At 59.5% G+C, this 24,237-nt stretch carries 37 protein-coding genes; 36 read left to right on the plus strand and 1 reads right to left on the minus strand.

The features are described from left to right. The first annotated feature begins 37 nt into the window (after positions 1 to 37). The 36 genes from rpsJ (at position 38) to B8991_RS07835 (ending at position 23,324) form a co-directional block, all read left to right on the plus strand. Entirely contained in the window at positions 38 to 346 is a 309-nt protein-coding gene (gene rpsJ / locus B8991_RS07655; protein ID WP_084352009.1) for a 30S ribosomal protein S10, read from the plus strand. A gap of 15 nt (positions 347 to 361) precedes the next feature. Next, on the plus strand, positions 362 to 1,204 hold the full coding sequence (gene rplC / locus B8991_RS07660) for a 50S ribosomal protein L3 (RefSeq protein ID WP_084352011.1): 843 nt from the start codon (positions 362 to 364) through the stop codon (positions 1,202 to 1,204). Beyond that, complete coding sequence (rplD, locus tag B8991_RS07665; protein ID WP_084352013.1) at positions 1,201 to 1,818, plus strand: 50S ribosomal protein L4; 618 nt, start codon at positions 1,201 to 1,203, stop codon at positions 1,816 to 1,818. The genes rplC and rplD overlap by 4 nt, the downstream gene beginning before the upstream one ends. Further along, a complete protein-coding gene (locus B8991_RS07670) occupies positions 1,815 to 2,111 on the plus strand; it encodes a 50S ribosomal protein L23 (protein ID WP_084352015.1) in 297 nt (98 codons plus the stop codon). The genes rplD and B8991_RS07670 overlap by 4 nt, the downstream gene beginning before the upstream one ends. A gap of 263 nt (positions 2,112 to 2,374) precedes the next feature. Continuing rightward, a complete protein-coding gene (rplB, locus tag B8991_RS07675) occupies positions 2,375 to 3,217 on the plus strand; it encodes a 50S ribosomal protein L2 (RefSeq protein WP_084352017.1) in 843 nt (280 codons plus the stop codon). A 3-nt stretch (positions 3,218 to 3,220) separates the two neighbouring features. Further along, entirely contained in the window at positions 3,221 to 3,499 is a 279-nt protein-coding gene (gene rpsS, locus B8991_RS07680; RefSeq protein ID WP_084352019.1) for a 30S ribosomal protein S19, read from the plus strand. A gap of 3 nt (positions 3,500 to 3,502) precedes the next feature. Further along, complete coding sequence (gene rplV, locus B8991_RS07685; RefSeq protein ID WP_084352021.1) at positions 3,503 to 3,883, plus strand: 50S ribosomal protein L22; 381 nt, start codon at positions 3,503 to 3,505, stop codon at positions 3,881 to 3,883. Beyond that, positions 3,883 to 4,593 carry a 30S ribosomal protein S3 gene (rpsC, locus tag B8991_RS07690; RefSeq protein ID WP_084352023.1) on the plus strand — a complete coding sequence of 237 codons (711 nt, stop codon included), beginning with the start codon at positions 3,883 to 3,885 and terminating at the stop codon, positions 4,591 to 4,593. Before rplV ends, rpsC begins: the two co-directional genes overlap by 1 nt. A 12-nt stretch (positions 4,594 to 4,605) precedes the next feature. Continuing rightward, positions 4,606 to 5,019 (plus strand): 50S ribosomal protein L16, encoded by a 414-nt coding sequence (rplP, locus tag B8991_RS07695; RefSeq protein ID WP_084352025.1) that lies wholly within the window; start codon positions 4,606 to 4,608, stop codon positions 5,017 to 5,019. A gap of 216 nt (positions 5,020 to 5,235) precedes the next feature. Then, the gene (locus B8991_RS07700) at positions 5,236 to 5,856 is read left to right on the plus strand and encodes a 2OG-Fe(II) oxygenase family protein (protein WP_084352027.1); all 621 of its coding nucleotides are present in this window, start codon (positions 5,236 to 5,238) and stop codon (positions 5,854 to 5,856) included. A gap of 523 nt (positions 5,857 to 6,379) precedes the next feature. Then, complete coding sequence (gene rpmC / locus B8991_RS07710; protein WP_084352029.1) at positions 6,380 to 6,583, plus strand: 50S ribosomal protein L29; 204 nt, start codon at positions 6,380 to 6,382, stop codon at positions 6,581 to 6,583. Between the two features lie 11 nt (positions 6,584 to 6,594). Further along, positions 6,595 to 6,825 (plus strand): 30S ribosomal protein S17, encoded by a 231-nt coding sequence (gene rpsQ, locus B8991_RS07715; RefSeq protein WP_084352031.1) that lies wholly within the window; start codon positions 6,595 to 6,597, stop codon positions 6,823 to 6,825. A gap of 75 nt (positions 6,826 to 6,900) precedes the next feature. Further along, positions 6,901 to 7,269 (plus strand): 50S ribosomal protein L14, encoded by a 369-nt coding sequence (gene rplN / locus B8991_RS07720; RefSeq protein ID WP_084352033.1) that lies wholly within the window; start codon positions 6,901 to 6,903, stop codon positions 7,267 to 7,269. Continuing rightward, entirely contained in the window at positions 7,269 to 7,580 is a 312-nt protein-coding gene (gene rplX / locus B8991_RS07725; RefSeq protein WP_084352035.1) for a 50S ribosomal protein L24, read from the plus strand. The genes rplN and rplX overlap by 1 nt, the downstream gene beginning before the upstream one ends. Next, a complete protein-coding gene (gene rplE / locus B8991_RS07730; RefSeq protein ID WP_084352037.1) occupies positions 7,573 to 8,136 on the plus strand; it encodes a 50S ribosomal protein L5 in 564 nt (187 codons plus the stop codon). Before rplX ends, rplE begins: the two co-directional genes overlap by 8 nt. Before the next feature lie 13 nt (positions 8,137 to 8,149). After that, positions 8,150 to 8,455: a 30S ribosomal protein S14 gene (rpsN, locus tag B8991_RS07735; protein WP_084352039.1), complete on the plus strand. Its 306-nt coding sequence runs from the start codon at positions 8,150 to 8,152 to the stop codon at positions 8,453 to 8,455. 14 nt (positions 8,456 to 8,469) lie between these two features. Continuing rightward, on the plus strand, positions 8,470 to 8,862 hold the full coding sequence (gene rpsH, locus B8991_RS07740; RefSeq protein ID WP_084352041.1) for a 30S ribosomal protein S8: 393 nt from the start codon (positions 8,470 to 8,472) through the stop codon (positions 8,860 to 8,862). A 10-nt stretch (positions 8,863 to 8,872) separates the two neighbouring features. Next, complete coding sequence (rplF, locus tag B8991_RS07745; protein WP_084352043.1) at positions 8,873 to 9,406, plus strand: 50S ribosomal protein L6; 534 nt, start codon at positions 8,873 to 8,875, stop codon at positions 9,404 to 9,406. Positions 9,407 to 9,417: 11 nt separating this feature from the next. Then, complete coding sequence (rplR, locus tag B8991_RS07750; RefSeq protein ID WP_084352045.1) at positions 9,418 to 9,777, plus strand: 50S ribosomal protein L18; 360 nt, start codon at positions 9,418 to 9,420, stop codon at positions 9,775 to 9,777. A 122-nt stretch (positions 9,778 to 9,899) separates the two neighbouring features. After that, positions 9,900 to 10,484: a 30S ribosomal protein S5 gene (gene rpsE, locus B8991_RS07755; protein WP_084352047.1), complete on the plus strand. Its 585-nt coding sequence runs from the start codon at positions 9,900 to 9,902 to the stop codon at positions 10,482 to 10,484. A 12-nt stretch (positions 10,485 to 10,496) separates the two neighbouring features. After that, the gene (gene rpmD, locus B8991_RS07760) at positions 10,497 to 10,685 is read left to right on the plus strand and encodes a 50S ribosomal protein L30 (protein ID WP_084352049.1); all 189 of its coding nucleotides are present in this window, start codon (positions 10,497 to 10,499) and stop codon (positions 10,683 to 10,685) included. 141 nt (positions 10,686 to 10,826) lie between these two features. Next, positions 10,827 to 11,612, plus strand: a complete 786-nt coding sequence (locus B8991_RS07765; protein ID WP_084352051.1) for an MBL fold metallo-hydrolase — start codon at positions 10,827 to 10,829, stop codon at positions 11,610 to 11,612. A gap of 228 nt (positions 11,613 to 11,840) precedes the next feature. Next, positions 11,841 to 12,314: a 50S ribosomal protein L15 gene (gene rplO, locus B8991_RS07770; protein ID WP_084352053.1), complete on the plus strand. Its 474-nt coding sequence runs from the start codon at positions 11,841 to 11,843 to the stop codon at positions 12,312 to 12,314. Positions 12,315 to 12,421: 107 nt separating this feature from the next. Further along, positions 12,422 to 13,786, plus strand: coding sequence for a preprotein translocase subunit SecY (secY, locus tag B8991_RS07775; RefSeq protein ID WP_084352054.1), 1,365 nt, complete (start codon positions 12,422 to 12,424; stop codon positions 13,784 to 13,786). Further along, complete coding sequence (locus B8991_RS07780) at positions 13,783 to 14,427, plus strand: adenylate kinase (protein WP_084352056.1); 645 nt, start codon at positions 13,783 to 13,785, stop codon at positions 14,425 to 14,427. The genes secY and B8991_RS07780 overlap by 4 nt, the downstream gene beginning before the upstream one ends. Positions 14,428 to 14,480: 53 nt before the next feature. Further along, positions 14,481 to 14,813: a DUF6693 family protein gene (locus B8991_RS07785; RefSeq protein ID WP_084352058.1), complete on the plus strand. Its 333-nt coding sequence runs from the start codon at positions 14,481 to 14,483 to the stop codon at positions 14,811 to 14,813. Between the two features lie 199 nt (positions 14,814 to 15,012). Continuing rightward, positions 15,013 to 15,381, plus strand: coding sequence for a 30S ribosomal protein S13 (rpsM, locus tag B8991_RS07790; protein WP_084352060.1), 369 nt, complete (start codon positions 15,013 to 15,015; stop codon positions 15,379 to 15,381). Positions 15,382 to 15,396: 15 nt separating this feature from the next. After that, the gene (gene rpsK, locus B8991_RS07795) at positions 15,397 to 15,786 is read left to right on the plus strand and encodes a 30S ribosomal protein S11 (protein WP_084352062.1); all 390 of its coding nucleotides are present in this window, start codon (positions 15,397 to 15,399) and stop codon (positions 15,784 to 15,786) included. A gap of 112 nt (positions 15,787 to 15,898) precedes the next feature. After that, a complete protein-coding gene (locus B8991_RS07800; protein WP_084352257.1) occupies positions 15,899 to 16,915 on the plus strand; it encodes a DNA-directed RNA polymerase subunit alpha in 1,017 nt (338 codons plus the stop codon). A 169-nt stretch (positions 16,916 to 17,084) separates the two neighbouring features. Next, positions 17,085 to 17,495, plus strand: a complete 411-nt coding sequence (gene rplQ, locus B8991_RS07805) for a 50S ribosomal protein L17 (RefSeq protein ID WP_084352064.1) — start codon at positions 17,085 to 17,087, stop codon at positions 17,493 to 17,495. A 372-nt stretch (positions 17,496 to 17,867) separates the two neighbouring features. After that, the gene (locus B8991_RS07810) at positions 17,868 to 19,181 is read left to right on the plus strand and encodes a replication-associated recombination protein A (RefSeq protein WP_084352066.1); all 1,314 of its coding nucleotides are present in this window, start codon (positions 17,868 to 17,870) and stop codon (positions 19,179 to 19,181) included. Between the two features lie 109 nt (positions 19,182 to 19,290). After that, positions 19,291 to 19,671: a fluoride efflux transporter CrcB gene (gene crcB, locus B8991_RS07815; RefSeq protein ID WP_084352068.1), complete on the plus strand. Its 381-nt coding sequence runs from the start codon at positions 19,291 to 19,293 to the stop codon at positions 19,669 to 19,671. Continuing rightward, on the plus strand, positions 19,668 to 20,714 hold the full coding sequence (locus tag B8991_RS07820; RefSeq protein WP_084352071.1) for an RluA family pseudouridine synthase: 1,047 nt from the start codon (positions 19,668 to 19,670) through the stop codon (positions 20,712 to 20,714). Before crcB ends, B8991_RS07820 begins: the two co-directional genes overlap by 4 nt. Further along, on the plus strand, positions 20,711 to 21,391 hold the full coding sequence (locus B8991_RS07825; RefSeq protein WP_084352073.1) for an HAD-IA family hydrolase: 681 nt from the start codon (positions 20,711 to 20,713) through the stop codon (positions 21,389 to 21,391). The genes B8991_RS07820 and B8991_RS07825 overlap by 4 nt, the downstream gene beginning before the upstream one ends. After that, complete coding sequence (locus B8991_RS07830) at positions 21,388 to 22,104, plus strand: ATP12 family chaperone protein (protein WP_084352075.1); 717 nt, start codon at positions 21,388 to 21,390, stop codon at positions 22,102 to 22,104. Before B8991_RS07825 ends, B8991_RS07830 begins: the two co-directional genes overlap by 4 nt. A gap of 203 nt (positions 22,105 to 22,307) precedes the next feature. Then, on the plus strand, positions 22,308 to 23,324 hold the full coding sequence (locus tag B8991_RS07835; protein WP_084352077.1) for an amino acid ABC transporter substrate-binding protein: 1,017 nt from the start codon (positions 22,308 to 22,310) through the stop codon (positions 23,322 to 23,324). 160 nt (positions 23,325 to 23,484) lie between these two features. On the opposite strand, the gene B8991_RS07840 is transcribed toward B8991_RS07835, so the two are convergent. Further along, on the minus strand, positions 23,485 to 24,099 hold the full coding sequence (locus tag B8991_RS07840; RefSeq protein WP_143514515.1) for a hypothetical protein: 615 nt from the start codon (positions 24,097 to 24,099) through the stop codon (positions 23,485 to 23,487). Between the last annotated feature and the right edge of the window lie 138 nt (positions 24,100 to 24,237).

Here is a 24,237-nt window from a genome sequence, read left to right on the forward strand (position 1 = left end):
TCCTATCAACTCCAATGCCGCGAAAGGCTAGATTGAAATGCAAGGCCAAAATATTCGCATCCGGCTAAAGGCGTTTGACTACCGCGTCCTGGATGCCTCGACGCAGGAAATCGTCAACACCGCCAAACGCACCGGTGCAGACGTCCGCGGGCCGATCCCGCTGCCGAACAAGATCGAGAAATTCACTGTTCTGCGTGGTCCCCATGTGAACAAGAAATCCCGTGATCAGTTCGAGATCCGGACGCATAAGCGTCTGCTCGACATTGTCGACCCGACACCCCAGACCGTGGACGCGCTGATGAAGCTCGACCTGGCTGCCGGCGTCGACGTCGAGATCAAGGTATAAGGAGGGCACCCGGACATGTTGCGCTCTGGTATCATCGCTAAGAAAGTCGGCATGACCCGGCTTTTCATGGAAGACGGAAAGCAGATTCCTGTGACCGTTCTTCAACTCGACAAGCTTCAGGTTGTTGCAACCCGCACCGCCGATCTGCACGGCTATACCGCTGTTCAGCTGGGTGCTGGCACGGCCAAGGCAAAGCGGACATCCAAGGCCATGCGCGGCCACTTCGCGGTTGCGAATGTGGAACCCAAGCGCAAGGTCGCGGAATTCCGCGTGGCTGCTGAAAACCTGATCGAAATCGGTGAGGAAATCACGGCTGACCATTACTTTGAAGGTCAGTATGTGGATGTTTCCGGCACCTCGATCGGTAAAGGGTTCGCCGGTGCCATGAAGCGGCACAACTTCGGTGGTCTTCGCGCCTCGCACGGTGTTTCGATCAGCCACCGTTCGCACGGCTCCACGGGTCAATGTCAGGATCCCGGCAAGGTCTTCAAAGGTAAGAAGATGGCTGGACACATGGGCGCTGCACGCGTCACCACGCAAAACTTGCAGGTCGTCAAGACCGACGCAGAGCGTGGCCTGATCATGATCAAGGGTGCCGTTCCAGGTTCCAAAGGTGGTTGGGTGACCGTCAAGGATGCGGTCAAGAAGCCGACACCCGAGAACGTGATCTATCCTGCCGCGCTGAAGTCGGCGGGTGAAGAAGCCAAGCGCCTTGCCGAGGAAGCCGCCGCACAGGCCGCAGCCGAGGAAGAAGCCGCAGCAAAGGCCGCAGCTGAAGAGCAGGCCGCCGCCGAGGCAGATGCGCTGAAGAAGGCTGAGGCCGATATCGAGGCCGAGAAGAAGGAAGGCGACGAATGAAACTCGACGTGATCAAACTGGACGGCGGCACGGCCGGCTCGGTCGATCTGGGCGACGACGTCTTCGGCCTGGAACCGCGTGCGGACATTCTGCACCGTGTCGTTCGTTGGCAGCGCAACAAGGCGCAGGCCGGTACGCACAAGGTCAAGACCCGCTCGGAAGTCAGCTACTCGACGAAGAAGATCTATCGCCAGAAGGGCACCGGCGGCGCACGCCACGGCTCCCGCAAGGCACCTATCTTCCGCAAGGGTGGTATCTACAAGGGTCCGACCCCGCGCAGCCACGGCCACGATCTTCCCAAGAAGGTCCGTGCACTGGGTCTGAAGCTGGCACTGTCTGCCAAGTTGAAGGACGGTTCGCTGGTCATCATCGACACTGCAAACTCGAACGGCAAAACGTCCGAGCTGGCGCGTCAGGTGAAGGATCTGGGCTGGAAGCGCGCACTGGTTATCGACGGGGCAGAGGTGAACCAGGATTTCGCCCGCGCCGCAGCCAACATCGACGGTCTCGATGTTCTGCCGTCGATGGGTGCCAACGTTTATGACATCCTCAAGAAGGACACGCTTGTCCTGACGAAGGCGGGTGTCGAAGCACTGGAGGCTCGACTGAAATGAGCGCGAAAGCAGAACATTACGACGTGATCCGCAAGCCGATCGTCACCGAAAAATCGACCATGGCGTCGGAAAGCGGTGCGGTTGTCTTTGAAGTGGATATCGAGGCCAACAAGCCACAGATCAAAGAGGCCGTCGAAAGCCTGTTTGGTGTGAAGGTCAAGGCCGTCAACACCACGATCACCAAAGGCAAGGTCAAGCGTTTCCGCGGGCAACCCGGCAAGCGCAAGGACGTCAAGAAGGCCTATGTCACCCTCGAAGAGGGTAACACCATTGACGTGACCACCGGGCTGTAATAGCCACGGGCAACTTTCGCGGCCCCGGATTCGTTCCGGGGCTGCACGGTTTTTTTTCTGGAGGTCCTTGTGGACCCGCAGACACCCGTCCCGGACTTGATCCGGGACCTCTTCGCCTGATCTTGCGGCGTGCCGGCAACGGTTCTTTTGCATTTTTCGGCGGATCACCGGGGACCTTCGGGGCCCTTTTACTTCGGTCACCTCGCACGAGGGGGCTTACATCAGGCGGGTTTCCCGCCAGTAGCTAACGGAAGACAGAAAGCATGGCACTCAAGTCGTATAAGCCGACGACGCCGGGCCAGCGCGGGCTGGTGCTGATCGACCGTTCGGAGCTTTGGAAAGGGCGTCCGGTCAAATCTCTCACCGAGGGTTTGTCCAAATCGGGCGGTCGGAACAACACCGGGCGGATCACATCGCGCAGGCGTGGTGGTGGGGCAAAGCGCCTCTACCGGATCGTAGATTTCAGACGTAACAAATTCGACGTGGCGGCAACCGTCGAGCGGATCGAATATGACCCGAACCGGACCGCCTTTATCGCGCTCGTCAAATACGACGATGGCGAGCAGGCTTACGTTCTTGCCCCCCAGCGTCTCGCTGTCGGTGACAAGGTCGTGGCAGGCACCAAGGTCGACATCAAGCCGGGCAACGCGATGCCGTTCTCGGGCATGCCGATCGGGACGATCGTCCACAATATCGAGCTGAAGCCGGGTAAAGGCGGTCAGATCGCGCGTGCGGCGGGCACCTATGCCCAGTTCGTCGGTCGCGATGGTGGCTATGCCCAGATCCGTCTCAGCTCGGGCGAACTGCGCCTGGTGCGTCAGGAATGCATGGCCACTGTTGGTGCCGTGTCGAACCCCGACAACTCGAACCAGAACTACGGCAAGGCCGGCCGGATGCGCCACTATGGCAAGCGTCCTTCCGTCCGCGGCGTTGTGATGAACCCGATCGATCACCCCCATGGCGGTGGTGAAGGTCGGACGAGCGGTGGTCGTCACCCGGTTACTCCTTGGGGTAAGCCGACCAAAGGTGCCAAGACCCGTAACAAGAACAAGGCCTCGCAGCAGCTGATTATCCGCTCGCGGCACGCCAAGAAGAAAGGGCGCTAATACATGACACGCTCTGTCTGGAAAGGCCCCTTCGTTGACGCCTATGTGCTCAAGAAGGCCGAAGCTTCCCGTGAATCGGGTCGCAGTGAAGTTATCAAAATCTGGTCGCGCCGTTCGACGATCCTGCCCCAGTTCGTGGGCTTGACGTTTGGCGTCTATAATGGCCGCAAACATATCCCGGTGAACGTCTCCGAAGATATGATCGGTCAGAAGTTCGGTGAGTATTCGCCGACCCGTACATATTACGGACATGCGGCTGACAAAAAAGCGAAGCGGAAATAAGCCATGAGCAAGGATAAGAATCCCCGCCGCGTGGCTGATAACGAAGCAATGGCAAAACTGCGCATGCTTCGCACAAGCCCGCAAAAGCTGAACCTGGTTGCTGCGATGATCCGTGGCAAGAAAGTGGAGAAGGCCCTGACCGATCTCACTTTCTCGAACAAGCGGATCGCGATCGACGTGAAGAAATGCCTTCAGTCGGCCATCGCCAATGCCGAGAACAACCACAATCTGGATGTTGATGAACTGGTCGTCGCCGAGGCCTATGTCGGCAAGAACCTGACCATGAAGCGCGGTCGTCCCCGTGCCCGCGGCCGGTTTGGCAAGATCATCAAGCCGTTCAGTGAGCTGACCATCAAGGTCCGCCAGGTCGAGGAGCAAGCATAATGGGTAACAAAACCAACCCGATCGGTATGCGCCTTCAGGTCAACCGCACCTGGGACAGCCGTTGGTATGCTGACACCAAGGACTATGGTGATCTGCTGCTGGAAGATATCGCCATCCGCGAATTCATCTTCAAGGAATGCAAGCAGGCCGGTGTGTCGCGCGTAATTATCGAGCGTCCGCACAAGAAGTGCCGTGTGACCGTTCATACTGCGCGCCCGGGCGTGATCATCGGCAAAAAAGGCGCCGATATCGAAACCCTGCGCAAGAAGATCGCGGCAATGACCGACTCTGAGCTGCACCTCAACATCGTTGAGGTTCGCAAGCCCGAGCTTGACGCGCGTCTGGTGGGAGAATCGATCTCTCAGCAGCTTGAGCGTCGGGTGTCGTTCCGTCGCGCCATGAAACGTGCCGTGCAAAACGCGATGCGCATGGGTGCATTGGGGATCCGGGTGAACGTTGCTGGCCGCCTCGGCGGTGCAGAGATCGCCCGTACCGAATGGTATCGCGAGGGCCGCGTGCCCCTGCATACCCTTCGCGCTGACATTGATTACGCAAATGTCGAGGCCGAAACGGCCTATGGCATCATCGGGATCAAGGTCTGGATCTTCAAGGGTGAGATCATGGAGCACGATCCGCAAGCGCGTGACCGTAAGGCACAAGAGCTGCAGGACGGCCCGGCCCCTCGTGGTGCCGGCGGCGGCCGCCGCTAAGGAGAATTTGAGATGCTTCAACCGAAACGCACTAAATTCCGCAAGCAGTTCAAGGGTCGGATTGCAGGTCTTGCCAAAGGCGGCAGCGACTTGAACTTCGGAACCTATGGCCTCAAGGCAACCCAGCCCGAGCGTGTGACAGCGCGTCAGATCGAGGCGGCTCGCCGCGCGATGACACGTCACATGAAGCGCCAGGGCCGGGTCTGGATCCGGATTTTCCCGGACGTGCCCGTGACCTCCAAGCCCACCGAAGTTCGGATGGGTAAGGGTAAAGGTTCGGTCGACTTCTGGGCCTGCAAGGTCAAGCCCGGCCGTGTCATGTTCGAGATCGACGGTGTCGACGAGGACGTGGCCCGCGAGGCGCTGCGTCTTGCTGCGATGAAATTGCCGATCAAGACCCGCGTCGTCGTTCGCGAGGACTGGTAAGCAAAGGGCGACAGCCCGATGCGAGTAGAATTGACCCCCGGCGCGAAAGCGGCGGGGGTTTTCGTTTCGCTGCGTTCGGTCACTGCGCGCCCCGGACTTGATCCGGGGCCTTCTGCCGTCAGCGAAACCGCAGAGGCCCCGGATCAAGTCCGGGGCAGGACGCGCTGATGCGAATGGCCTCTCGCACCCGGTGACGACTCGCGCTACACCACGGTCATGTCACAGATACGCTCGCTTTTTGCCACCCGCCTTTACCGTGCTGCCTTGTCGGAGCATGCACCCGTTATCGACGCCGACGAGATGGCCCAGTCCTGCTATTCGATCGCAGAGGATGACGAGGCCGGGCAGGTGTGGTGCGAGCAGAATGGCTATCCCGGCTATACGTCTTACGCGTCTTTGACGGACTTGCCTTGGCGGTTTCCCGTTTTTGGGGATCTGGTAACGTCCTTGGACAAGCATGTTGCGGCTTTCGTAAAGGATCTGGAATTTGATCTGGGCGACAGGGCGTTGGTGTTGGAAGATATCTGGATCAATATCCTGCCCGAAGGTGGTGCCCATTCCAGTCATATCCATCCGCATTCGGTCATTTCAGGCACCACATATGTTGCCATGCCTGGTGGAGCATCTGCTTTGAAGCTTGAAGATCCGCGTTTGCCGATGATGATGGCGGCCCCTACACGCCAAAAGGGTTGCCGCGAGGAATTGCGGGCCTTTATATACGAGGCACCAAACGTCGGTGACGTGTTGCTGTGGGAAAGCTGGTTGCGCCACGAAGTGCCGATGAACATGTCTGAAGAAGAGCGCATCAGCGTCAGTTTCAACTATAGGTGGGACTGAGCCGCGCGTGAGACATTCGCTAGATGTGGTGCCGGGCTGAACGGGTAGGGCGTTTCTGATACGATGCAGCCATCCTGTACCCGTCGCCAGGTCAGCACGTTTTGCGAGAACGAACAACGTGCCATGAAGCTTTTTCCACCAACGTTCAGGCAGGCTATCTCACCGAGTGGGACTTCTACGCCATTGCGGTTTATGCAGGCACAATCGGTTGGGGCCTGTTCCGCAAATGCGGGCATGGCGGCAAGTATCAGCCCCAATGTCAGCAACTGGCGCATGACACATCATAGCCTGAAAGCCGAGGCTGGGTAAAGAAAAGCCGCATAGGCGTTTGAGGGGGTGTGGTAGACCGAGGCGCAAACGCATCGCGAAGCCGGTCGGGTGGCTTTCGTTTATACAGAGTGTTGCGTTTTGAACGAATCGCGCGTAAAGGGGCTGCTCATCCACGGACTCCACCGGAAAAAGGGTGACCCTATGTGTACGCAGATGGGGGCCTGCCGGTGATGTTGTAGTAAAGGAGAGGCGCATGAACGCCCACGAACTCCGTGACAAGACCCCGGACGAACTCCGGGACCAGCTTGTCCAGCTTAAAAAGGAGGCCTTCAACCTCCGCTTCCAGGCCGCCACCGGCCAAATGGAAAATACCGCACGTATGCGCCAGGTGCGTCGTGACGCGGCACGGGTCAAGACCGTGCTGAACCAGAAAGCCGCGCAAGCGGCTGCAGAATAAGGACGCCTGATATGCCCAAACGAATTCTGCAAGGCACCGTCACAAGCACTGCCAACGCCCAGACCGTCACCGTGAAGGTCGAGCGTCGCTTCAAGCACCCTGTGCTGCAAAAGACAATCCGTAAGTCCAAGAAGTACCGGGCTCACGACGAAGCTGAAAAGTTTCAGGTTGGCGACTCGGTCCGCATCATCGAATGCGCGCCGAAGTCGAAGACGAAACGCTGGGAGGTGGTGGCTGAATAAGCCCCCGCTCAACAGCTTTACGAAACCCTGGGGGATTGGCGTGAATGACGCCCCCCAAAGGTCGGGAGAAACCAAATGATCCAGATGCAGACCAATCTGGATGTCGCTGACAACTCCGGCGCTCGCCGGGTGCAGTGCATCAAGGTTCTGGGTGGTTCCAAACGCAGATATGCGAGCGTGGGCGACATTATCGTCGTCTCCGTCAAGGAAGCCATCCCGCGCGGTCGCGTGAAAAAAGGGGACGTCCGCAAGGCCGTCGTCGTGCGCACCGCCAAGGAAGTCCGTCGTGAAGACGGCTCCTCCATCCGTTTTGACCGCAATGCCGCCGTGATCCTGAACAACGCAGGTGAGCCGGTCGGAACCCGTATCTTCGGGCCGGTCGTGCGCGAATTGCGTGCCAAAAACTTCATGAAGATCATCTCGCTTGCTCCGGAGGTGCTGTAATGGCTGCTAAGCTCCGCAAGGGCGACAATGTCGTCATTTTGACCGGCAAGGACAAAGGCAAGCAGGGCACGATTACCCTGATTGACCCCAAGGCCGGCAAGGCTGTGGTGGATGGGCTGAACATGGCCGTCCGTCACACCCGTCAGACCCAGACCAGCCAAGGGGGCCGCGTGCCCAAGGCGATGCCGATTGCATTGTCGAACCTGTCGCTGGTTGACACTAACGGTAAGGCAACCCGCGTCGGCTTCCGGATGGAAGGCGACAAGAAGGTTCGTTTTGCCAAGACCACGGGGGACGTGATCGATGCTTGATACCGCAACCTATACCCCGCGTCTGAAAACGCAGTTCCGCGAGACCATCAAAGCGGCACTGAAAGAAGAGTTCGGTTATACGAGCGACATGCAGATCCCGGCTTTGGAAAAGATCGTGCTGAACATCGGCTGTGGTGCCGAAGCGGTACGCGATTCCAAGAAGGCAAAATCGGCACAGGAAGATCTGTCCGCGATTGCCGGCCAAAAGGCTGTCATCACAAAGGCCAAGAAATCGATCGCCGGTTTCCGGGTCCGTGAAGAGATGCCGCTGGGTGCCAAGGTGACCCTGCGCGGTGACCGGATGTACGACTTTCTCGACCGTCTCATCACCATCGCAATGCCCCGTGTCCGCGACTTCCGCGGTGTGTCGGGCAAATCGTTCGATGGCCGCGGCAACTATGCCACGGGCCTCAAGGAACATATCGTCTTTCCCGAAATCGATTTCGACAAGGTAGACGAGACCTGGGGCATGGACATCGTGATCGTCACGACCGCGAAGACCGACGCGGAAGCCAAAGCGCTGTTGAAGCATTTCAACATGCCGTTCAACAGCTGAGGGGACCTGTATCATGGCGAAGAAAGCAATGATCGAACGCGAGAAGAAGCGCGAACGCCTGGTGGCCAAATATGCCGCAAAGCGTGCCGAGCTCAAGGAAATCGCAAAAGACGAGTCGAAGCCGATGGAAGAGCGCTTCAAGGCCCGTCTCGAACTGGCGAAACTGCCGCGCAACAGCGCGCCGTCGCGTCTTCACAACCGCTGCCAGCTGACGGGGCGTCCGCACGCCTATTACCGTAAGCTGAAAGTCAGCCGTATCATGCTGCGTGAATTGGCCTCGAATGGCCAAGCTCCCGGCATGGTCAAGTCCAGCTGGTAAGGGAGGGTTAGCAAATGAACGATCCTATCGGCGATATGCTGACCCGTATCCGCAACGCCCAGATGCGTGGCAAGTCCACGGTCATCACGCCAGCGTCCAAGCTGCGTGCATGGGTTCTGGATGTGCTGGCGGACGAAGGCTACATCCGTGGCTACGAGAAAACCACGGGCGCGGATGGCCACCCGGCCATCGAAATCAGCCTCAAATACTACGAGGGCATCCCGGTTATTCGCGAACTCAAGCGCGTTTCGACTCCGGGCCGTCGTGTGTATCTTGGTGTTAAAGAGATCCCGCAGGTCCGTCAGGGTCTGGGTGTCTCGATTGTCTCCACCCCCAAGGGTGTGATGTCGGATGCAACAGCACGCAGCCAGAATGTTGGCGGCGAAGTGCTTTGCACGGTCTTCTGAGGAGTAGGTAATGTCTCGTATTGGCAAGAAACCGGTCGAGCTGCCCTCGGGGGTCAGCGTATCCGTGTCCGGCCAGACCGTCGAAGTGAAAGGCCCCAAAGGGACCCACAGCTTCAACGCAACCGACGATGTCACCATCGAGGTGCAGGACAATGTCGTGGCGGTCACGCCGCGCGGCAAGTCCAAGCGCGCGCGCCAGCAGTGGGGCATGAGCCGCACTATGGTTGCCAACCTCGTGCAGGGTGTGTCTGAAGGCTTCAAGAAAGAGCTCGAGATCCAGGGCGTGGGTTATCGTGCCCAGCTTCAGGGGAACGTGCTTAAACTGAACCTTGGTCTGTCTCACGACGTCGATTTCACTGTGCCGGAGGGCGTCACCGTGACAGCCCCGAAGCCAACGCAGATCGTTGTTGAAGGCACTGACGCACAGTTGGTCGGTCAGGTCGCAGCGAACATCCGCGAATGGCGCAAGCCCGAGCCTTATAAGGGCAAGGGCATCCGCTATAAGGATGAATTCATCTTCCGTAAGGAAGGCAAGAAGAAGTAAGGACGCACAAGATGGCAAACAGCAAAAGAACCCTGTTTCTGAAGCGCCGCCTGCGCGTTCGGAACAAACTTCGCAAGGTCAATGCCGGTCGGCTGCGGCTGAGCGTACATCGCTCGAACAAGAACATCAGCGCTCAGCTGATCGACGATGTGAACGGCGTTACCCTGGCTTCCGCCTCCTCGCTGGAGAAGGATCTGGGCGTGACCGGCAAGAACAATCTGGAGGCTGCCGCAAAGGTGGGCACCGCGATTGCCGAGCGCGCCAAGAAGGCCGGTGTGGAAGAAGCCTATTTCGACCGTGGTGGTTTTCTGTTCCACGGCAAGGTGAAGGCCCTGGCCGACGCCGCGCGTGAAGGTGGCTTGAAGATCTAAGTGCAGGACGCCCCGGACAATCGTTCGGGGCACCTCGATGATCCGGGCCCCGGACCAGTGCCGGGGCACCAGGATTGAACTATTTTGGTGCGCATCGCCGCGCCTGAACGAAAGGACGCCGAATGGCAAGAGATACCAATAACCGTGGTGGCAACCGCCGCAACCAGCGTGATGAAACGCCGGAATTTGCGGATCGCCTCGTCGCGATCAACCGCGTGTCCAAAACCGTGAAGGGCGGCAAGCGTTTTGGCTTTGCAGCACTCGTGGTTGTGGGCGACCAAAAAGGCCGTGTCGGCTTTGGCAAAGGGAAGGCCAAAGAGGTCCCCGAGGCCATCCGCAAGGCGACAGAGCAGGCGAAGCGCAAGATGATCCGCGTGCCGCTGCGCGAAGGCCGCACATTGCACCACGACATGGAAGGCCGTCATGGCGCTGGCAAAGTCGTCATGCGTACCGCGCCACAGGGTACCGGTATCATCGCCGGTGGTCCGATGCGTGCCGTGTTCGAGATGCTGGGCGTGCAGGACGTTGTCGCCAAGTCGATCGGGTCGCAGAACCCCTACAACATGATCCGCGCAACGCTTGAAGGTCTTGGCAAAGAGACCAGCCCGCGTTCGGTGGCTCAGCGTCGCGGCAAGAAAGTAGCCGATATTCTGCCAAAGCGTGAAGACGCGCCGCAGGAAAGCGCCCAAGTGGCCGAAGAAGCGTAAGGAACCGGGAACATGGCAAAAACCATCGTTGTAAAGCAGATCGGATCGCCGATCCGCCGCCCTCAAGTTCAGCGTCAGACGCTGATCGGTCTGGGTCTGAACAAGATGCACAAGACCCGCGAACTGGAAGATACCCCGTCCGTGCGTGGCATGATCGCAAAGATTTCCCACATGGTTGAGATCGTCGAAGAGCGCGACTGACGCGCGCACAAGATCTTTACTGCATCAAATAAAAGTGATCGCCCCTCGGCCCTGCCGGGGGGCGTTTCGCGTTCTTCGCCCCAGTTTTGTCGTTTGCGTGACGCGGTCTATCTTGAAGGCATCCAACAGGAGAAATCTGACATGACACAATCACGCAGAGCCTTTCTGGTCACCGCCGCCGCCGGAGCAGGGGTCGTCACCGTGCTGCCCTATGCCGCGCGCGCCGCAACCCACACTGGCGACATGTTCGAAACCGCTGAAGGTGCGATCTCGGTGCATCCGGTCAGTCACGCATCTGTTGTGCTGGAGACACCTGCAGGCACAATCTATGTCGATCCCGTCGGCGATCCCGCGCAATATGCCAATCTGCCCGGTGCCGACCTTATCCTGATCACCCACGAGCATGGCGACCACTATAATGCCGAAACGCTGGCCGCTTTGATGGGCGACGACACAGCAGTGATCACAAACCCTGCGGTCCACGGCATGCTTCCTGAGGGGATAGCCGCGACAGCGCAGGCCATCGGCAATGGAGAGTCCACAGAGTTCAACGGCGTCGCGGTCGACGCGATCCCGGCCTATAACACCACCGAAGAGCGCATGAACTTCCATCCCGAAGGCCGGGACAACGGATATGTCCTGAGCTTTGATGATTTCCGGGTCTATCTGTCCGGCGATACCGAAGACATCCCCGAGATGCGCGCACTGGAGAATATCGACCTTGCCTTCGTCTGCATGAACCTGCCCTTTACCATGGATGCGGCGGCGGCCGCTGATGCGGTCCAGGAATTCGGGCCAACATACGTCTACCCCTACCACTATCGCGGCCGCGACGGCGGCACGCAGGATCCCGAAGAATTCGCGGAACTCGTCGGCAATGCGTCAGAGGTGAAAATGGGTGGATGGTACGAAGAGAGCGAGGCCTGAACTTCGTCTATCTCGGCGCTCACCCGCGACTCGCACGGTCCCGCCCCCGCCCTGAGCGGGGGCCTGTTGGCGGATCTTTCCGCGATGTGGAACTCCGCCCTTGAACGTGCGCGCGCGCCTCGGTATACGCGCCGGGTGGCCCGGTATGGGCCGCGACTCGTTCACAAACACACGCCGTGTTCGGCCGCTCCCGTCGCTGGGGGCCGCATCCGGCAAAGGAGAAGCGACATGAAACTGCATGAATTGCACGATAATGACGGCGCAACCAAGCGCAAGAAGCGCGTTGGCCGTGGCCCCGGCTCCGGCATGGGTAAAATGGGTGGCCGTGGTATCAAGGGTCAAAAGTCCCGTTCGGGCGTGGCGATCAAGGGCTTCGAAGGCGGCCAGATGCCGCTCTACCAACGTCTGCCGAAGCGCGGTTTCAACAAGCCCAACCGGAAGTCTTACGCGGTCATCAACCTGGGCCTGATCCAGAAATTCGTCGAAGCGGGCAAGCTGGATGCCGGCAATGCCATCACCGAAGACGTGCTGATCGCGTCCGGTCTGGTGCGCCGCAAGCTGGACGGTATCCGCGTTCTGGCAAAGGGCGACGTCACCTCCAAGCTGACCCTCGAAGTCACCGGTGCCTCCAAGTCTGCCATCGAGGCGGTAGAGAAGGCTGGCGGCTCGCTCAAGGTCACGACCGCGCAAGCTGCTGAATAAGAGGTTGTGAGCGGGCGTCAGTCCGCTTACATACCTTTGAGTTTTCCAAACGCCGCCCACGAGCCGGAAAACGGCCCGGGCGGCGTTTTCACTATAGAGAGACCCGCATGGTATCTGCAGCAGAACAAATGGCCGCGAATACAAGCTGGGCGGCATTGGGCAAGGCCACTGACCTGCGCAATCGCATCCTGTTCACGCTTGGCCTACTGATCGTCTATCGCCTTGGCACCTACATTCCCGTTCCGGGCATCGATGGTCTGGCTCTGCGCGAATTCATGGAACAGGCCCAGCAGGGCATCGGGGGGATCCTCACGATGTTCACCGGCGGCGCGCTTGGCCGTATGGGGATCTTCGCGCTGGGGATCATGCCCTATATCTCTGCCTCGATCATCATTCAGCTCCTGTCCTCGATGGTTCCAGCGCTGGAACAGATCAAGAAAGAGGGCGAGCAGGGCCGCAAGAAGATCAACCAGTACACCCGCTACGGCACGGTGATTCTGGCGACCTTCCAGGCCTACGGTCTGGCCGTTTCGCTGGAAGCGGGCGATCTGGTGACCGATCCCGGTCTCTTTTTCCGCGCTTCCTGTGTCATCACGCTGGTCGGCGGCACCATGTTCCTGATGTGGCTGGGCGAGCAGATCACCGCGCGCGGCATCGGCAACGGCATTTCACTGATCATCTTCGTCGGCATCATCGCCGAGGTTCCGGCCGCATTGGCGCAGTTCTTCGCCTCTGGCCGTTCGGGTGCGATCAGCCCCGCTGTCATCATTGGCGTGATCCTCATGGTCATCGCGGTGATCATGTTCGTGGTGTTCATGGAACGCGCCCTGCGCAAGATCCATATCCAATACCCGCGCCGTCAGGTGGGGATGAAGGTCATGGAAGGCCAGTCCAGCCACCTGCCGGTCAAGGTTAACCCCGCAGGCGTTATTCCGGCGATCTTTGCGTCCTCGCTGCTGTTGCTGCCGACTACGATTGCAACCTTTTCTGGCTCTGATGCCGGTCCGGTCATGTCGACGATCTTGGCCTATTTCGGTCCCGGTCAGCCGCTCTACCTGCTGTTTTTCGCGTCGATGATCGTGTTCTTCGCCTATTTCTACACGTTCAACGTGTCGTTCAAGCCGGACGAAGTTGCGGACAACCTGAAAAACCAGAACGGCTTTGTGCCGGGTATCCGTCCGGGCAAGAAGACTGCCGAATATCTGGAATACGTCGTCAATCGCGTGCTGGTGTTGGGGGCTGCCTATCTTGCCGCGGTCTGCCTGCTGCCCGAGATTCTGCGCGGACAGTTCGCCATTCCCTTCTACTTCGGCGGCACGTCGGTACTGATCGTGGTGTCGGTCACGATGGACACGATCCAGCAGGTGCAAAGCCATCTTCTGGCCCACCAATACGAAGGTCTTATTCAGAAATCGCAGCTTCGCGGTAAAGGAAGTAAGAAACGTAACAAACGGGGGCCTGCGCGCCGATGAATATTATTCTACTTGGACCGCCTGGAGCAGGCAAAGGAACCCAGGCGCGTATTCTCGTGGATGAGCGTAATATGATACAGCTGTCGACCGGTGACATGCTGCGCGAAGCCAAGGACAGCGGAACCGAGATGGGCAAGATCGTGGCCGACGTCATGGCGCGCGGCGATCTGGTCACCGATGAGATCGTCATCGGACTGATCCGCGAGAAGCTGGAAGGCGACAAGGCGGGCGGCTTCATTTTCGACGGCTTCCCCCGGACGCTGGCGCAGGCTGATGCCCTGGGCGAGTTGCTTGAAAACTCAGGCGAGGCGCTGGATGCCGTGATCGAGATGGAAGTGGACGACGCGGCGCTGGTGGCCCGGATCACGGCCCGATCGACCTGCGGCAATTGTGGCGAAGTCTACAACGATCAGACCAAACCGATTCCCGCCGATGGCAAGTGCACCAATTGCGGCGGAACAGAGTTCAAGCGACGGGCGGATGACAATGAGGACAGCCTCAAGACCCGCCTGATGGAATACTACAAGAAAACCTCGCCGCTGCTTGGCTATTATTATGCCAAGGGGGATCTGGTGTCCGTCGATGGGCTGGGTGAGATTGACGAGGTCAAGGCAGCGATTGACGCCGCGTTGGCAGGCTGAAACCGGTTTCGGCCAGCGGGTCGCATAACCTCGCGAAGCACTAGGATTTTGTGATGCTCGGCAATCGCTTTTCATGCGAATTTACGGTTGGCGAAGCAATCGGACAGCTTCTCATCTGGATTGTGTTATCCATCGTGACGCTGGGATTGGCTTTGTTTGTGCTGCCTTACTACTTCATCAAGGCACCGATGAATCGTACATATGTTCTGGATGGTGAAGGGGCCAGGATCGCCCGCGTGTCAGTTGAGGTGGCTTTCTTCGACATTCTGGGACATGCTCTTGTGTGGCTTTTGCTGACCATTGTGACCTTCGGACTTGCGTATCTGGTCTATTGGCCAGCGGTGATAAAGCGCCTGTTGAACGCTGTAGAGCTAAAGCCATTATAGGCCGGCCAAGAAAGCGCTTGACAGGGGTTGACGATGCTTTGACTGGCCAATAGACAGCCGTATCTCGCGCTTTGCGCGCGATTCCCAATTGGGGCTAAATCATCTCGAATTCAGCTGCGGCCCGGGCAATAGTCGTCCGGGCTTGCGTTGTGAAAAAAGGTTCTGGAGCTACGGAACCGCAACAAAAGGAAAGTGACACGTGGCACGTATCGCCGGCGTAAACATCCCGACCCATAAACGGGTCCCGATCGCCCTTACCTACATCACCGGAATTGGTCATTCTTCGGCCAAAGCCATCTGTGAAGCCGTCAACATCGACGCGACTCGCCGTGTGAACGAGCTGTCCGACGCCGAAGTTCTGGCTGTTCGGGAACATATCGACGCCAACTACGACGTTGAAGGTGACCTGCGCCGTGAGACGCAGATGAACATCAAGCGTCTGATGGACCTTGGTTGCTATCGCGGCCTGCGTCATCGCCGCAACCTCCCTGTCCGCGGTCAGCGGACCCATACCAACGCACGCACGCGCAAAGGCCCCGCTAAGGCCATTGCCGGCAAGAAGAAGTAAGGGAGATCAGAAGATATGGCACGCGATACCCGTCGTACGAAGAAGAAGGTTTCCAAGAACATCGCCACTGGCGTTGCGCATGTAAACTCTTCCTTCAACAACACCAAGATCCTGATTTCTGACGTTCAGGGCAACGCAATTTCCTGGTCCTCGGCCGGCACATGCGGCTTCAAAGGCTCGCGGAAATCGACGCCCTATGCCGCTCAGATGGCCGCTGAAGATGCGGGCAAGAAGGCTCAGGAGCATGGCGTGAAAACGCTGGAAGTCGAGGTCCAGGGCCCCGGTGGCGGTCGCGAATCCGCACTGCGCGCTCTGGCCGCGGTTGGCTTCAACATCACCTCTATCCGTGATGTGACCCCGATGGCGCATAACGGCTGCCGCCCGCCAAAGCGCCGCCGCGTTTGATCTAGATTACTCATTACCGGGGCCTTGCCAGGTGCAGGGCCCCGTGTCGTCGTTAGAAACCTCGGGCGTTTGCCTTTTAGGACATGGAAGGCAGACAAGAATGGAGGGACGCATGATCCACAAGAACTGGGCTGAGCTGATCAAGCCCACACAACTGGACGTAAAACCGGGCAATGACCCGATGCGCCAGGCAACTGTTGTGGCCGAACCGCTGGAACGCGGCTTTGGCCTGACGCTGGGCAATGCTCTGCGCCGTGTGTTGATGTCGTCGCTTCAGGGCGCCGCGATCACCTCCGTGCAGATCGACAACGTATTGCATGAATTCTCGTCCGTCGCCGGTGTGCGCGAAGACGTGACCGACATCGTGCTGAACCTCAAGGGCGTGTCCCTGCGGATGGAAGTCGAAGGGCCCAAGCGGCTTTCGATCAATGCCAAAGGGCCGGGCGTTGTCACCGCTGCTGATATTTCGGACAGCGCAGGCATCGAGGTTCTGAACAAGGAGCATGTGATCTGTCATCTCGATGACGGTGCGGACCTGTTCATGGAACTGACCGTGAACACGGGCAAAGGCTATGTCGCTGCCGACAAGAACAAGCCCGAAGATGCTCCCATTGGCCTGATCCCGATCGACGCGATCTATTCGCCAGTCAAGAAGGTCAGCTATGACGTTCAGCCGACCCGTGAAGGCCAGGTGCTGGACTATGACAAACTGACGATGAAGATCGAAACCGATGGATCAATTCCGCCGGATGACGCCGTGGCCTTTGCTGCGCGCATCGTTCAGGATCAGCTGTCGATATTCGTGAACTTCGACGAGCCGGAATCGGCAAATCGTCAGGACGAAGACGACGGGTTGGAATTCAACCCGCTGCTCCTCAAGAAGGTGGACGAGCTGGAGCTTTCCGTCCGTTCGGCCAACTGCCTGAAGAACGACAATATCGTGTATATTGGCGATCTGATCCAGAAGACCGAGGCAGAGATGCTGCGTACCCCGAACTTCGGTCGCAAGTCCTTGAACGAGATCAAGGAAGTGCTGTCGGGCATGGGGCTGCACCTTGGCATGGATGTTGAGGATTGGCCGCCGGACAATATCGAAGACCTGGCGAAAAAGCTGGAAGATTCGTTCTGAGAAATACCTGTCCCGGGCTTGACCCGGGACCTGTTGCCCAGAGGCCCCGGATCAAGTCCGGGGCGGGTAGGGTAAACATCCGGGCAGGTGCCCCAAGGAGAGTTCCTGACACGCATCAGGAGCCGGACAAAGCAAAACCGCTCGTAGAGAGCAATTAGGAGAAAAGAACATGCGTCACGCAAGAGGTTACCGCCGCCTGAACCGCACCCATGAGCACCGCAAGGCGCTGTGGGCAAACATGGCCGGCTCGCTCATTGAGCATGAGCAGATCAAGACGACCCTTCCGAAAGCCAAGGAACTGCGTCCGATCGTCGAAAAGCTGATCACGCTCGGCAAGCGCGGCGATCTGCATGCACGTCGTCTGGCAGCATCGCAGCTCAAGCAGGACATCCACGTTGCAAAGCTGTTCGACGTGCTCGGCCCGCGCTTTGCGGACCGGAAGGGTGGCTACATCCGGATCATGAAGGCGGGATTCCGCTATGGTGACATGGCCCCGATGGCGATCATCGAATTTGTCGACCGTGACGTCGACGCCAAAGGCGCGGCTGACAAGGCCCGTCTGGAAGCTGCTGAAGAGTAAGCAGTTCTTCGAAAGAACGATTTCAAAGCCCGCTTCGGCGGGCTTTTATTTTGCGCGGACCAGACTGCGTGTTTTGCGATGCAGGACGCGCGGGTAAGGCACTCTGGGAACCACCTGCTCGTATTCCCAATCAAGGATTTGATGTAGCCCCTGAAATCGGGCAATCCGGGTGATGTTCCGCGAGCACGGCATCTGCAATCAGAGCACCAGAAAAGCGTCAAACCCTTTGTAAAGCTGCCCGTCCTTGGTCTCATGCAGCCACCGCGTCGCGGCTGCCTTGTCCCAAGGCTTGCATCGCGGGGCGCGCGCAGACATATGCTGTGTCAGCCCGTAATGTGCGGTGCGCCCACTACGCCAGCAGGATAGGGACGGATGGCCGACCTTTTCGACAGCTCCCCGAGTGTAGCCGCCGATAGCGGCCCGCGCCCATTGGCCGACAGGCTGCGGCCACAGTCGCTGGGTGATGTCATCGGCCAAGAGCAGGTGCTTGGACCGGAGGCGCCTTTGGGTGTCATGCTGGCGTCTGGTACACTGTCGTCGTTGATCTTCTGGGGGCCGCCGGGTGTTGGGAAAACCACGATAGCGCGTCTTCTGGCGGGCGAGACGGACCTGCACTTTGTCCAGATCAGCGCGATTTTCTCTGGCGTTGCGGATCTGAAGAAGGTTTTCGAAGCCGCCAAACATCGCCGGGCGAATGGGCAGGGCACCTTGTTGTTCGTTGACGAGATCCACCGTTTCAACAAGGCGCAGCAGGACGGGTTCCTGCCGCATATGGAGGACGGCACGATACTGCTTGTCGGCGCGACGACGGAGAACCCCTCATTCGAACTGAATGCAGCCTTGATGTCCCGCAGCCAAGTGCTTGTTCTGCAACGCCTATCGCTTGCCGATCTGGAGCGTTTGGCGCAGCGCGCGGAGCAAGAGGTAAGCCGGGCACTGCCGTTGAGCGGCGAAGCGCGAGAACAACTGTTGGAGATGGCCGATGGCGACGGGCGAGCGCTGCTGAATCTTGTTGAACAGATCATGGCGTGGAAGGTCGAAAAACCGCTTGATACCAAGAGCTTGAGCGAGCGTTTGATGCGCCGTGCGGCGCAATATGACAAGTCCGGCGATGCGCATTACAACCTGATTTCGGCGCTTCACAAATCTGTCAGGGGATCAGACCCCGATGCTGCACTGTATTGGTTCGCACGGATGCTGGAAGGGGGCGAGGATCCACGCTATCTGGCGCGGCGGATCACCCGGATGGCGGTTGAGGATATTGGGTTGGCGGACCCGCAGGCGCAGTCCATCTGTCTGGAATCGTGGGAGATTTTTGAACGTCTTGGCAGTCCCGAAGGCGAGTTGGCGATCGCGCAGGCGCTGGTCTATCTGGCGCTTGCCCCGAAATCCAACGCTGTCTACACCGCCTACAAGGCCGCGCGGAAGGCAGCCGCCAAGACGGGCAGCGAACCGCCCCCCAAACATATCCTGAACGCGCCGACAAAGTTTATGAAGTCAGAGGGTTACGGCGACGGCTATGCCTATGATCACGATCAGGAAGACGGGTTTTCCGGGCAGGATTACTTTCCCGAGACCATGGGCCGGACAGAGTTCTATGCCCCTGTCGAGCGCGGTTTTGAACGCGATCTGAAAAAACGGGTCGAGTATTTTGCCAAGCTGCGCGCGCGGCGCAATCCGGGGTGAGGTTTGGGGCTTTTTGTGCCTTTTGCACGCTGAATAGGTACAAATCCCCTCGCGGCGTCAAAGCCGCTGTGCGCTTGACAATAGGGACGCCAGACGCGACAGGTCCGGCATGATTTTCACCGTGCTTCAAGTTGCCCTTGGCGGGGCCATCGGCGCCAGCGCGCGCTTTCTGACCGGGGTCGGCGTGACGCGGGCCTTTGGGCAAACCAGCTTTCCTCTGGGCGTGCTCACCGTCAATATTCTGGGCTCTTTCATCATGGGCATCTTTGTCGTCATGGCGGCCAACAAGGGGCTGACCCATTGGGGGCCGTTCGTGATGACCGGAATCCTTGGCGGCTTTACCACTTTTTCATCCTTTTCGTTGGAAACTGTCACCCTGATCGAACGGGGCGCATTCGGGCTGGCGGGGCTTTATGTGCTTTTGTCGGTCGGGTTGTCGGTTGGCGGTCTGACGCTGGGGATGCTTGCAACGCGCGGGGTCTTCGCATGAGCCAGGTACAGAACGTCACCATCGGGCCGGACGACGCCGATCAGCGGCTGGACCGTTGGTTGCGGCGGATGTTCCCGCATGTGCAGCAAGGGCGCATCGAAAAGATGTGCCGCAAGGGGGAACTGCGCGTCGATGGCGGGCGGGTCAAGGCCAACACCCGCCTGAACGAAGGGCAGGTGGTGCGCATTCCGCCCATCCCGGCCGAGGATCACAAGCCCGCGCCGGTGCGGATGGATCTGCATCCCGCCGATGAAGAGATGATCCAGGGCACGGTCCTGTACCGCGATGACCATATCATCGCGATCAACAAGCCGCCGGGTCTGCCGACGCAGGGGGGCAGCGGGCAGGGGGTGCGCCATGTCGATGCGCTGTCTGCGGCGCTGACATTCGGGTATGACGAAAAGCCCCGGCTGGTGCACCGGCTGGACAAGGACACATCCGGCGTCCTGCTGCTGGCGCGGACGCGGCCAATGGCCAAAGCGCTGACAGAGGCGATGCGCCACCGCCTGACGCACAAGATCTACTGGGCGCTGGTGGCCGGTGTGCCCACGCCCTATCTGGGCGAGATCCGCTACGGTCTGGTCAAGGCGCGCGGCCATGGCGCCAAGGGCGAAGGCGAAAAGATGCATTGTGTGCATCCGCACGAGATGAACGGAACCCCCGGCGCACAGCGGGCGCATACGCTGTATGCCACGCTCTACCGGGTGGCAGGGCGCGCGTCCTGGGTGGCGATGGAGCCGATCACCGGCCGGACGCATCAGCTTCGCGCGCATATGGCCGAGATCGGGCATCCGATCATCGGTGATGGAAAATATGGCGGGTCCGGGCAGGACAATCCCGGCGATGGCTGGGGTGCGCAACTGGGGGGTGTGATTTCGAAGAAGCTGCACCTGCATGCGCGTTCGCTGAGTTTCGAGCATCCGGTGACGGGCAAGGACATCATGGTGACCGCGCCGCTGCCGCCGCATATGGCGCAAAGCTGGGATACATTTGGCTGGACCGAAGACCTGGCCGACAAAGACCCGTTCGAGAGCCTGCGATGAGTGACGCACCAAAACTGATCGTCTTTGATGTCGATGGCACGCTTGTAGACAGTCAGGCGGATATTGTCGCCTCGATGGGCGCGGCCTTTGCCGATGCGGGGCAGCCTGCGCCTGCGCGCACGGATGTGCTGGGCATTATCGGCCTGTCGTTGGACCAGGCGATCGGCAAGCTGGCACCGCAGGTGGATGCCGAAGTGCTTTCGCGCATGGTCGCCGCCTACAAGGATGCCTATGTGGCGCTGCGCGCGCGCGACGGGGCAGAGTCGACCTCGCCGCTTTATCCCGGTGTGCGCGCCATGCTGGAGAGGCTGAAGGCGCGTGATGACGTGTTGCTGGGCGTGGCAACGGGCAAGTCGCGGCGCGGGCTGGATGCGCTGCTGGAAGGCCACGGGCTGACCGGCTTTTTCGTGACCGAACAAGTGTCGGATTTTCACCCGTCCAAGCCGCATCCGTCGATGCTGGAGACCTGTCTGGACGAGACCGGCGCGTTGGCCAGCGAGGCGGCGATGATCGGGGACACGTCCTACGACATGGATATGGCGCGGGCCGCGAAGTTTGGCGCTGTGGGTGTCAGCTGGGGCTATCACCCGGTGTCGCGGTTGCAGGCGGATGTGGTGATCGACACGATTGAAGACCTGCCCGGCGCGCTGGGGCGGATCTGGAAGGGCTGGGCATGAGTTTCGGGGCGGCAAAGCGGTTCTGGAAAGAGGCGCAGGTGGTCGAGGCCGATGGCGGATATTCCGTGGCGCTGGACGGGCGTGCGGTGAAGACGCCCGCCAAGAAAGCACTGGTGGTGCCAACGCGGGCGCTGGCCCAGGCCGTTGCGGCGGAATGGGACGCGCAGGAAGACCGGGTCAACCCGCTGACAATGCCCGTCACGCGCGGCGCGAATGCGGCAATCGACAAGGTTGCGGTGCAGTTCGACGAGGTTGCAACGATGCTGCTGGCCTACGGGGACGCCGATTTGCTGTGCTACCGCGCCGACAGCCCCGACGGATTGGTTGCCCGGCAGGCGCAGGGCTGGGATCCGTTGCTGGACTGGGCCGATGCGCGCTTTGGTGCCCGGTTGGCACCGCGGACCGGCGTGATGCATGCGGCGCAGGACCCAAAGGCGCTGGCCGCGCTGGAGGATCCGGTGCGCCGCATGACGCCTTTCGAGCTCGCAGCGTTTCACGATCTTGTGTCGATTTCGGGGTCCTTGGTGCTTGCATTGGCGGTGTCAGAAGCGCACCTGAAGGCCGAAACCGCATGGGATCTGTCGCGGATCGACGAGACCTGGCAAGAAGAACAATGGGGCGTGGATGACGAAGCTGCGCGTTTGGCTGCGCGAAAGCGCGGCGATTTCCTTCAGGCCAAGGTATTTCTGGACTTGTGTCGGCGCGGGCCATGACAGCGGTCTTGAGGCAGAGAGCTTGACGCAAGGCAAACCGCAAGGCGCGGGAATTCGAAGAGAGTTGTCTTGACGTTACATGCAGATTTCGCCCAAACTCCTGCGCATTGGGCGTGAAATTTCGACGTTCTTGACAAGTGGTCGGCGGTGGGGGAACGCAGGCCATGCGCCGCGATAGGATTTGAGTACTGGAAGGGGTGACGATGAAGGGGACCGCATTGCTTGGTGCGCTTGGCGTGGCCGGCCTGACGGTTGGCGGCGCGGCGGCTGGCACGCTTGACGATGTCAAGGCGCGCGGCATGCTGAACTGTGGCGTGTCCGAGGGCATGGTCGGCTTTGCGGCCGCCGATGTGAATGACCACTGGGACGGTTTCGATGTCGGCATGTGCCGCGCACTTGCCGCTGCGGTTCTTGGCGATCCGTCGGCGGTGAACTTCGTGCCCACCACGAACAAGATCCGCTTTACCGCCTTGGCATCGGGGCAGATCGACGTCCTGGCCCGCAACACCACCTGGACGTTTTCGCGCGACGTCAACCAGCAGTTCGATTTCGTCGGGATCAACTATTATGACGGCCAGGGCTTTCTGGTCCCCAAGGAACTTGGCGTCTCTTCGGCAAAAGAGTTGAACGGCAAGGCCATCTGCGTGCAGGTCGGCTCTACGGCCGAGCTTAATCTTGCGGATTATTTCCGCAAGAACAACATGGAATATACGACCGTTCCGATTGACACGGTGGCCGATGCACAGGATCGCTATCTGGCGGGTGAATGCAATGTCTACACCACCGATGCGTCCGGATTGGCCGCAACCCGTGCGACATTCCAGAACCCCAAGGACCATGTGGTCCTGCCCGAGATCATCTCGAAGGAACCGCTGGGCCCGTTGGTGCGCCATGGCGATAACGAGTGGGGCGACATCGTGCGCTGGACGCTGAATGCGCTGATCGCGGCGGAAGAATACGGCGTCACCTCGGCGAATGTCGACGAGTTGTCCGGCGTGACCGACAACCCTGAAATCAAGCGTCTTCTTGGCACATCCGGATCGCTGGGCGAGATGCTGGGCCTCAGCCCCGACTGGGCGAAACGCGCCATCATGGCCGGCGGGAATTATGGCGAATTGTTCGAAAAGAATATCGGTCAGAACACGCCGGTCGGCCTGTCGCGCGGGCTGAACGCGCAATGGATCGACGGCGGATTGCTCTACGCGCCGCCGTTTCGTTAAGCGGCGGTTCAGCGGGGCCGTCGAGGCGTCGTGACGGTGCCGCTGTGAGCACTTCCTGCCGATCAACCGTCGTGGACTTGTGCGAACACCCCTGACGAACTCAAACGACGAAGTGCCAATTAGCCCCGGTTCGCGTGCACCGACCCAGCCGGGATTCTTTTTACGACGGCTTGTCGTGTTCGATTGGCAAGGCTTCGTAGGCTTCGATTTGCCAACCGCCCTGATAGTTCTTCACCAAGCCGTCTTGCGGAAGGTCCATGCTGCCAATCGCAGCAACTTGACCCAAGCACCGGCTAAGGTGCGCACGCAAAACTTCCAGCGCGTCAAAGTAGGCTTCCCGAATGTCGGGCGGGCGGTAGAATTCCCCGAAACGGGGGTGCGGCGGCGCATCGTCAGACCTGTTAAGTAGTTCTTCGTAGGTAAGGAATTGCCGAATGCCTAGCGCCATGACGTCTACAAGCAGGTAAAGCGAACCGTCTTGTAGGTCGGCAAGTTCAACCTGCTTATCTACCAGAATGCCGCGTATCTCACGAAGCGAAATCAGCGCATTATCAATGCAGCCGTCGCAGCATTCCCAAGCAGAAAGCACGCGTCTGTCAGCGAGTCGAATGACAAGTTCCCGCGCAACCTGCCGTTCCTTGTCCTTCGGGTTCACCGCAATGCTGACGAAGGGAAGGTTCAAGGTTACGCCGCCAACATGCTTGGTGTAGCGTTGGCGGGCGCGGCCCAAAACTTCCGTCATGTCGAAGCGAAATGGTATCTTGCCGGTTCTCATGTCGTAGGCTTACTGCATTCGGCGAACAAACGCAGCCCACATAAAGAACCAAGTGCGACATGCGGTCACGCCTTCGTGAGCGTTTAGCGATGCTTTCGGGGGCCGTTTGGTGCCTTCAAATCCTTAGACAATGCTTAC

Source organism: Primorskyibacter flagellatus (assembly GCF_900176485.1).
Classification (GTDB): Bacteria; Pseudomonadota; Alphaproteobacteria; order Rhodobacterales; family Rhodobacteraceae; genus Primorskyibacter; species Primorskyibacter flagellatus.

Coding starts and splice junctions, on each gene's coding strand:
- B8991_RS07820 (WP_084352071.1), top strand. CDS start 19,668: ATGAGCCAGGTACAGAACGTCACCATCGGGCCGGACGACGCCGATCAG.
- rplE (WP_084352037.1), top strand. CDS start 7,573: ATGCTTGATACCGCAACCTATACCCCGCGTCTGAAAACGCAGTTCCGC.
- secY (WP_084352054.1), top strand. CDS start 12,422: ATGGTATCTGCAGCAGAACAAATGGCCGCGAATACAAGCTGGGCGGCA.
- rplO (WP_084352053.1), top strand. CDS start 11,841: ATGAAACTGCATGAATTGCACGATAATGACGGCGCAACCAAGCGCAAG.
- rpsH (WP_084352041.1), top strand. CDS start 8,470: ATGAACGATCCTATCGGCGATATGCTGACCCGTATCCGCAACGCCCAG.
- B8991_RS07670 (WP_084352015.1), top strand. CDS start 1,815: ATGAGCGCGAAAGCAGAACATTACGACGTGATCCGCAAGCCGATCGTC.
- rplF (WP_084352043.1), top strand. CDS start 8,873: ATGTCTCGTATTGGCAAGAAACCGGTCGAGCTGCCCTCGGGGGTCAGC.
- crcB (WP_084352068.1), top strand. CDS start 19,291: ATGATTTTCACCGTGCTTCAAGTTGCCCTTGGCGGGGCCATCGGCGCC.
- rplR (WP_084352045.1), top strand. CDS start 9,418: ATGGCAAACAGCAAAAGAACCCTGTTTCTGAAGCGCCGCCTGCGCGTT.
- rplC (WP_084352011.1), top strand. CDS start 362: ATGTTGCGCTCTGGTATCATCGCTAAGAAAGTCGGCATGACCCGGCTT.
- B8991_RS07765 (WP_084352051.1), top strand. CDS start 10,827: ATGACACAATCACGCAGAGCCTTTCTGGTCACCGCCGCCGCCGGAGCA.
- rpmD (WP_084352049.1), top strand. CDS start 10,497: ATGGCAAAAACCATCGTTGTAAAGCAGATCGGATCGCCGATCCGCCGC.
- rpsS (WP_084352019.1), top strand. CDS start 3,221: ATGACACGCTCTGTCTGGAAAGGCCCCTTCGTTGACGCCTATGTGCTC.
- rplQ (WP_084352064.1), top strand. CDS start 17,085: ATGCGTCACGCAAGAGGTTACCGCCGCCTGAACCGCACCCATGAGCAC.
- rpsK (WP_084352062.1), top strand. CDS start 15,397: ATGGCACGCGATACCCGTCGTACGAAGAAGAAGGTTTCCAAGAACATC.
- rpsC (WP_084352023.1), top strand. CDS start 3,883: ATGGGTAACAAAACCAACCCGATCGGTATGCGCCTTCAGGTCAACCGC.
- rpmC (WP_084352029.1), top strand. CDS start 6,380: ATGAACGCCCACGAACTCCGTGACAAGACCCCGGACGAACTCCGGGAC.
- rplD (WP_084352013.1), top strand. CDS start 1,201: ATGAAACTCGACGTGATCAAACTGGACGGCGGCACGGCCGGCTCGGTC.
- B8991_RS07825 (WP_084352073.1), top strand. CDS start 20,711: ATGAGTGACGCACCAAAACTGATCGTCTTTGATGTCGATGGCACGCTT.
- rplN (WP_084352033.1), top strand. CDS start 6,901: ATGATCCAGATGCAGACCAATCTGGATGTCGCTGACAACTCCGGCGCT.
- B8991_RS07840 (WP_143514515.1), bottom strand. CDS start 24,099: ATGAGAACCGGCAAGATACCATTTCGCTTCGACATGACGGAAGTTTTG.
- rpsJ (WP_084352009.1), top strand. CDS start 38: ATGCAAGGCCAAAATATTCGCATCCGGCTAAAGGCGTTTGACTACCGC.
- rpsQ (WP_084352031.1), top strand. CDS start 6,595: ATGCCCAAACGAATTCTGCAAGGCACCGTCACAAGCACTGCCAACGCC.
- B8991_RS07785 (WP_084352058.1), top strand. CDS start 14,481: ATGCTCGGCAATCGCTTTTCATGCGAATTTACGGTTGGCGAAGCAATC.
- B8991_RS07835 (WP_084352077.1), top strand. CDS start 22,308: ATGAAGGGGACCGCATTGCTTGGTGCGCTTGGCGTGGCCGGCCTGACG.
- B8991_RS07810 (WP_084352066.1), top strand. CDS start 17,868: ATGGCCGACCTTTTCGACAGCTCCCCGAGTGTAGCCGCCGATAGCGGC.
- rplB (WP_084352017.1), top strand. CDS start 2,375: ATGGCACTCAAGTCGTATAAGCCGACGACGCCGGGCCAGCGCGGGCTG.
- rplX (WP_084352035.1), top strand. CDS start 7,269: ATGGCTGCTAAGCTCCGCAAGGGCGACAATGTCGTCATTTTGACCGGC.
- rplV (WP_084352021.1), top strand. CDS start 3,503: ATGAGCAAGGATAAGAATCCCCGCCGCGTGGCTGATAACGAAGCAATG.
- B8991_RS07800 (WP_084352257.1), top strand. CDS start 15,899: ATGATCCACAAGAACTGGGCTGAGCTGATCAAGCCCACACAACTGGAC.
- rplP (WP_084352025.1), top strand. CDS start 4,606: ATGCTTCAACCGAAACGCACTAAATTCCGCAAGCAGTTCAAGGGTCGG.
- B8991_RS07830 (WP_084352075.1), top strand. CDS start 21,388: ATGAGTTTCGGGGCGGCAAAGCGGTTCTGGAAAGAGGCGCAGGTGGTC.
- B8991_RS07780 (WP_084352056.1), top strand. CDS start 13,783: ATGAATATTATTCTACTTGGACCGCCTGGAGCAGGCAAAGGAACCCAG.
- B8991_RS07700 (WP_084352027.1), top strand. CDS start 5,236: ATGTCACAGATACGCTCGCTTTTTGCCACCCGCCTTTACCGTGCTGCC.
- rpsE (WP_084352047.1), top strand. CDS start 9,900: ATGGCAAGAGATACCAATAACCGTGGTGGCAACCGCCGCAACCAGCGT.
- rpsN (WP_084352039.1), top strand. CDS start 8,150: ATGGCGAAGAAAGCAATGATCGAACGCGAGAAGAAGCGCGAACGCCTG.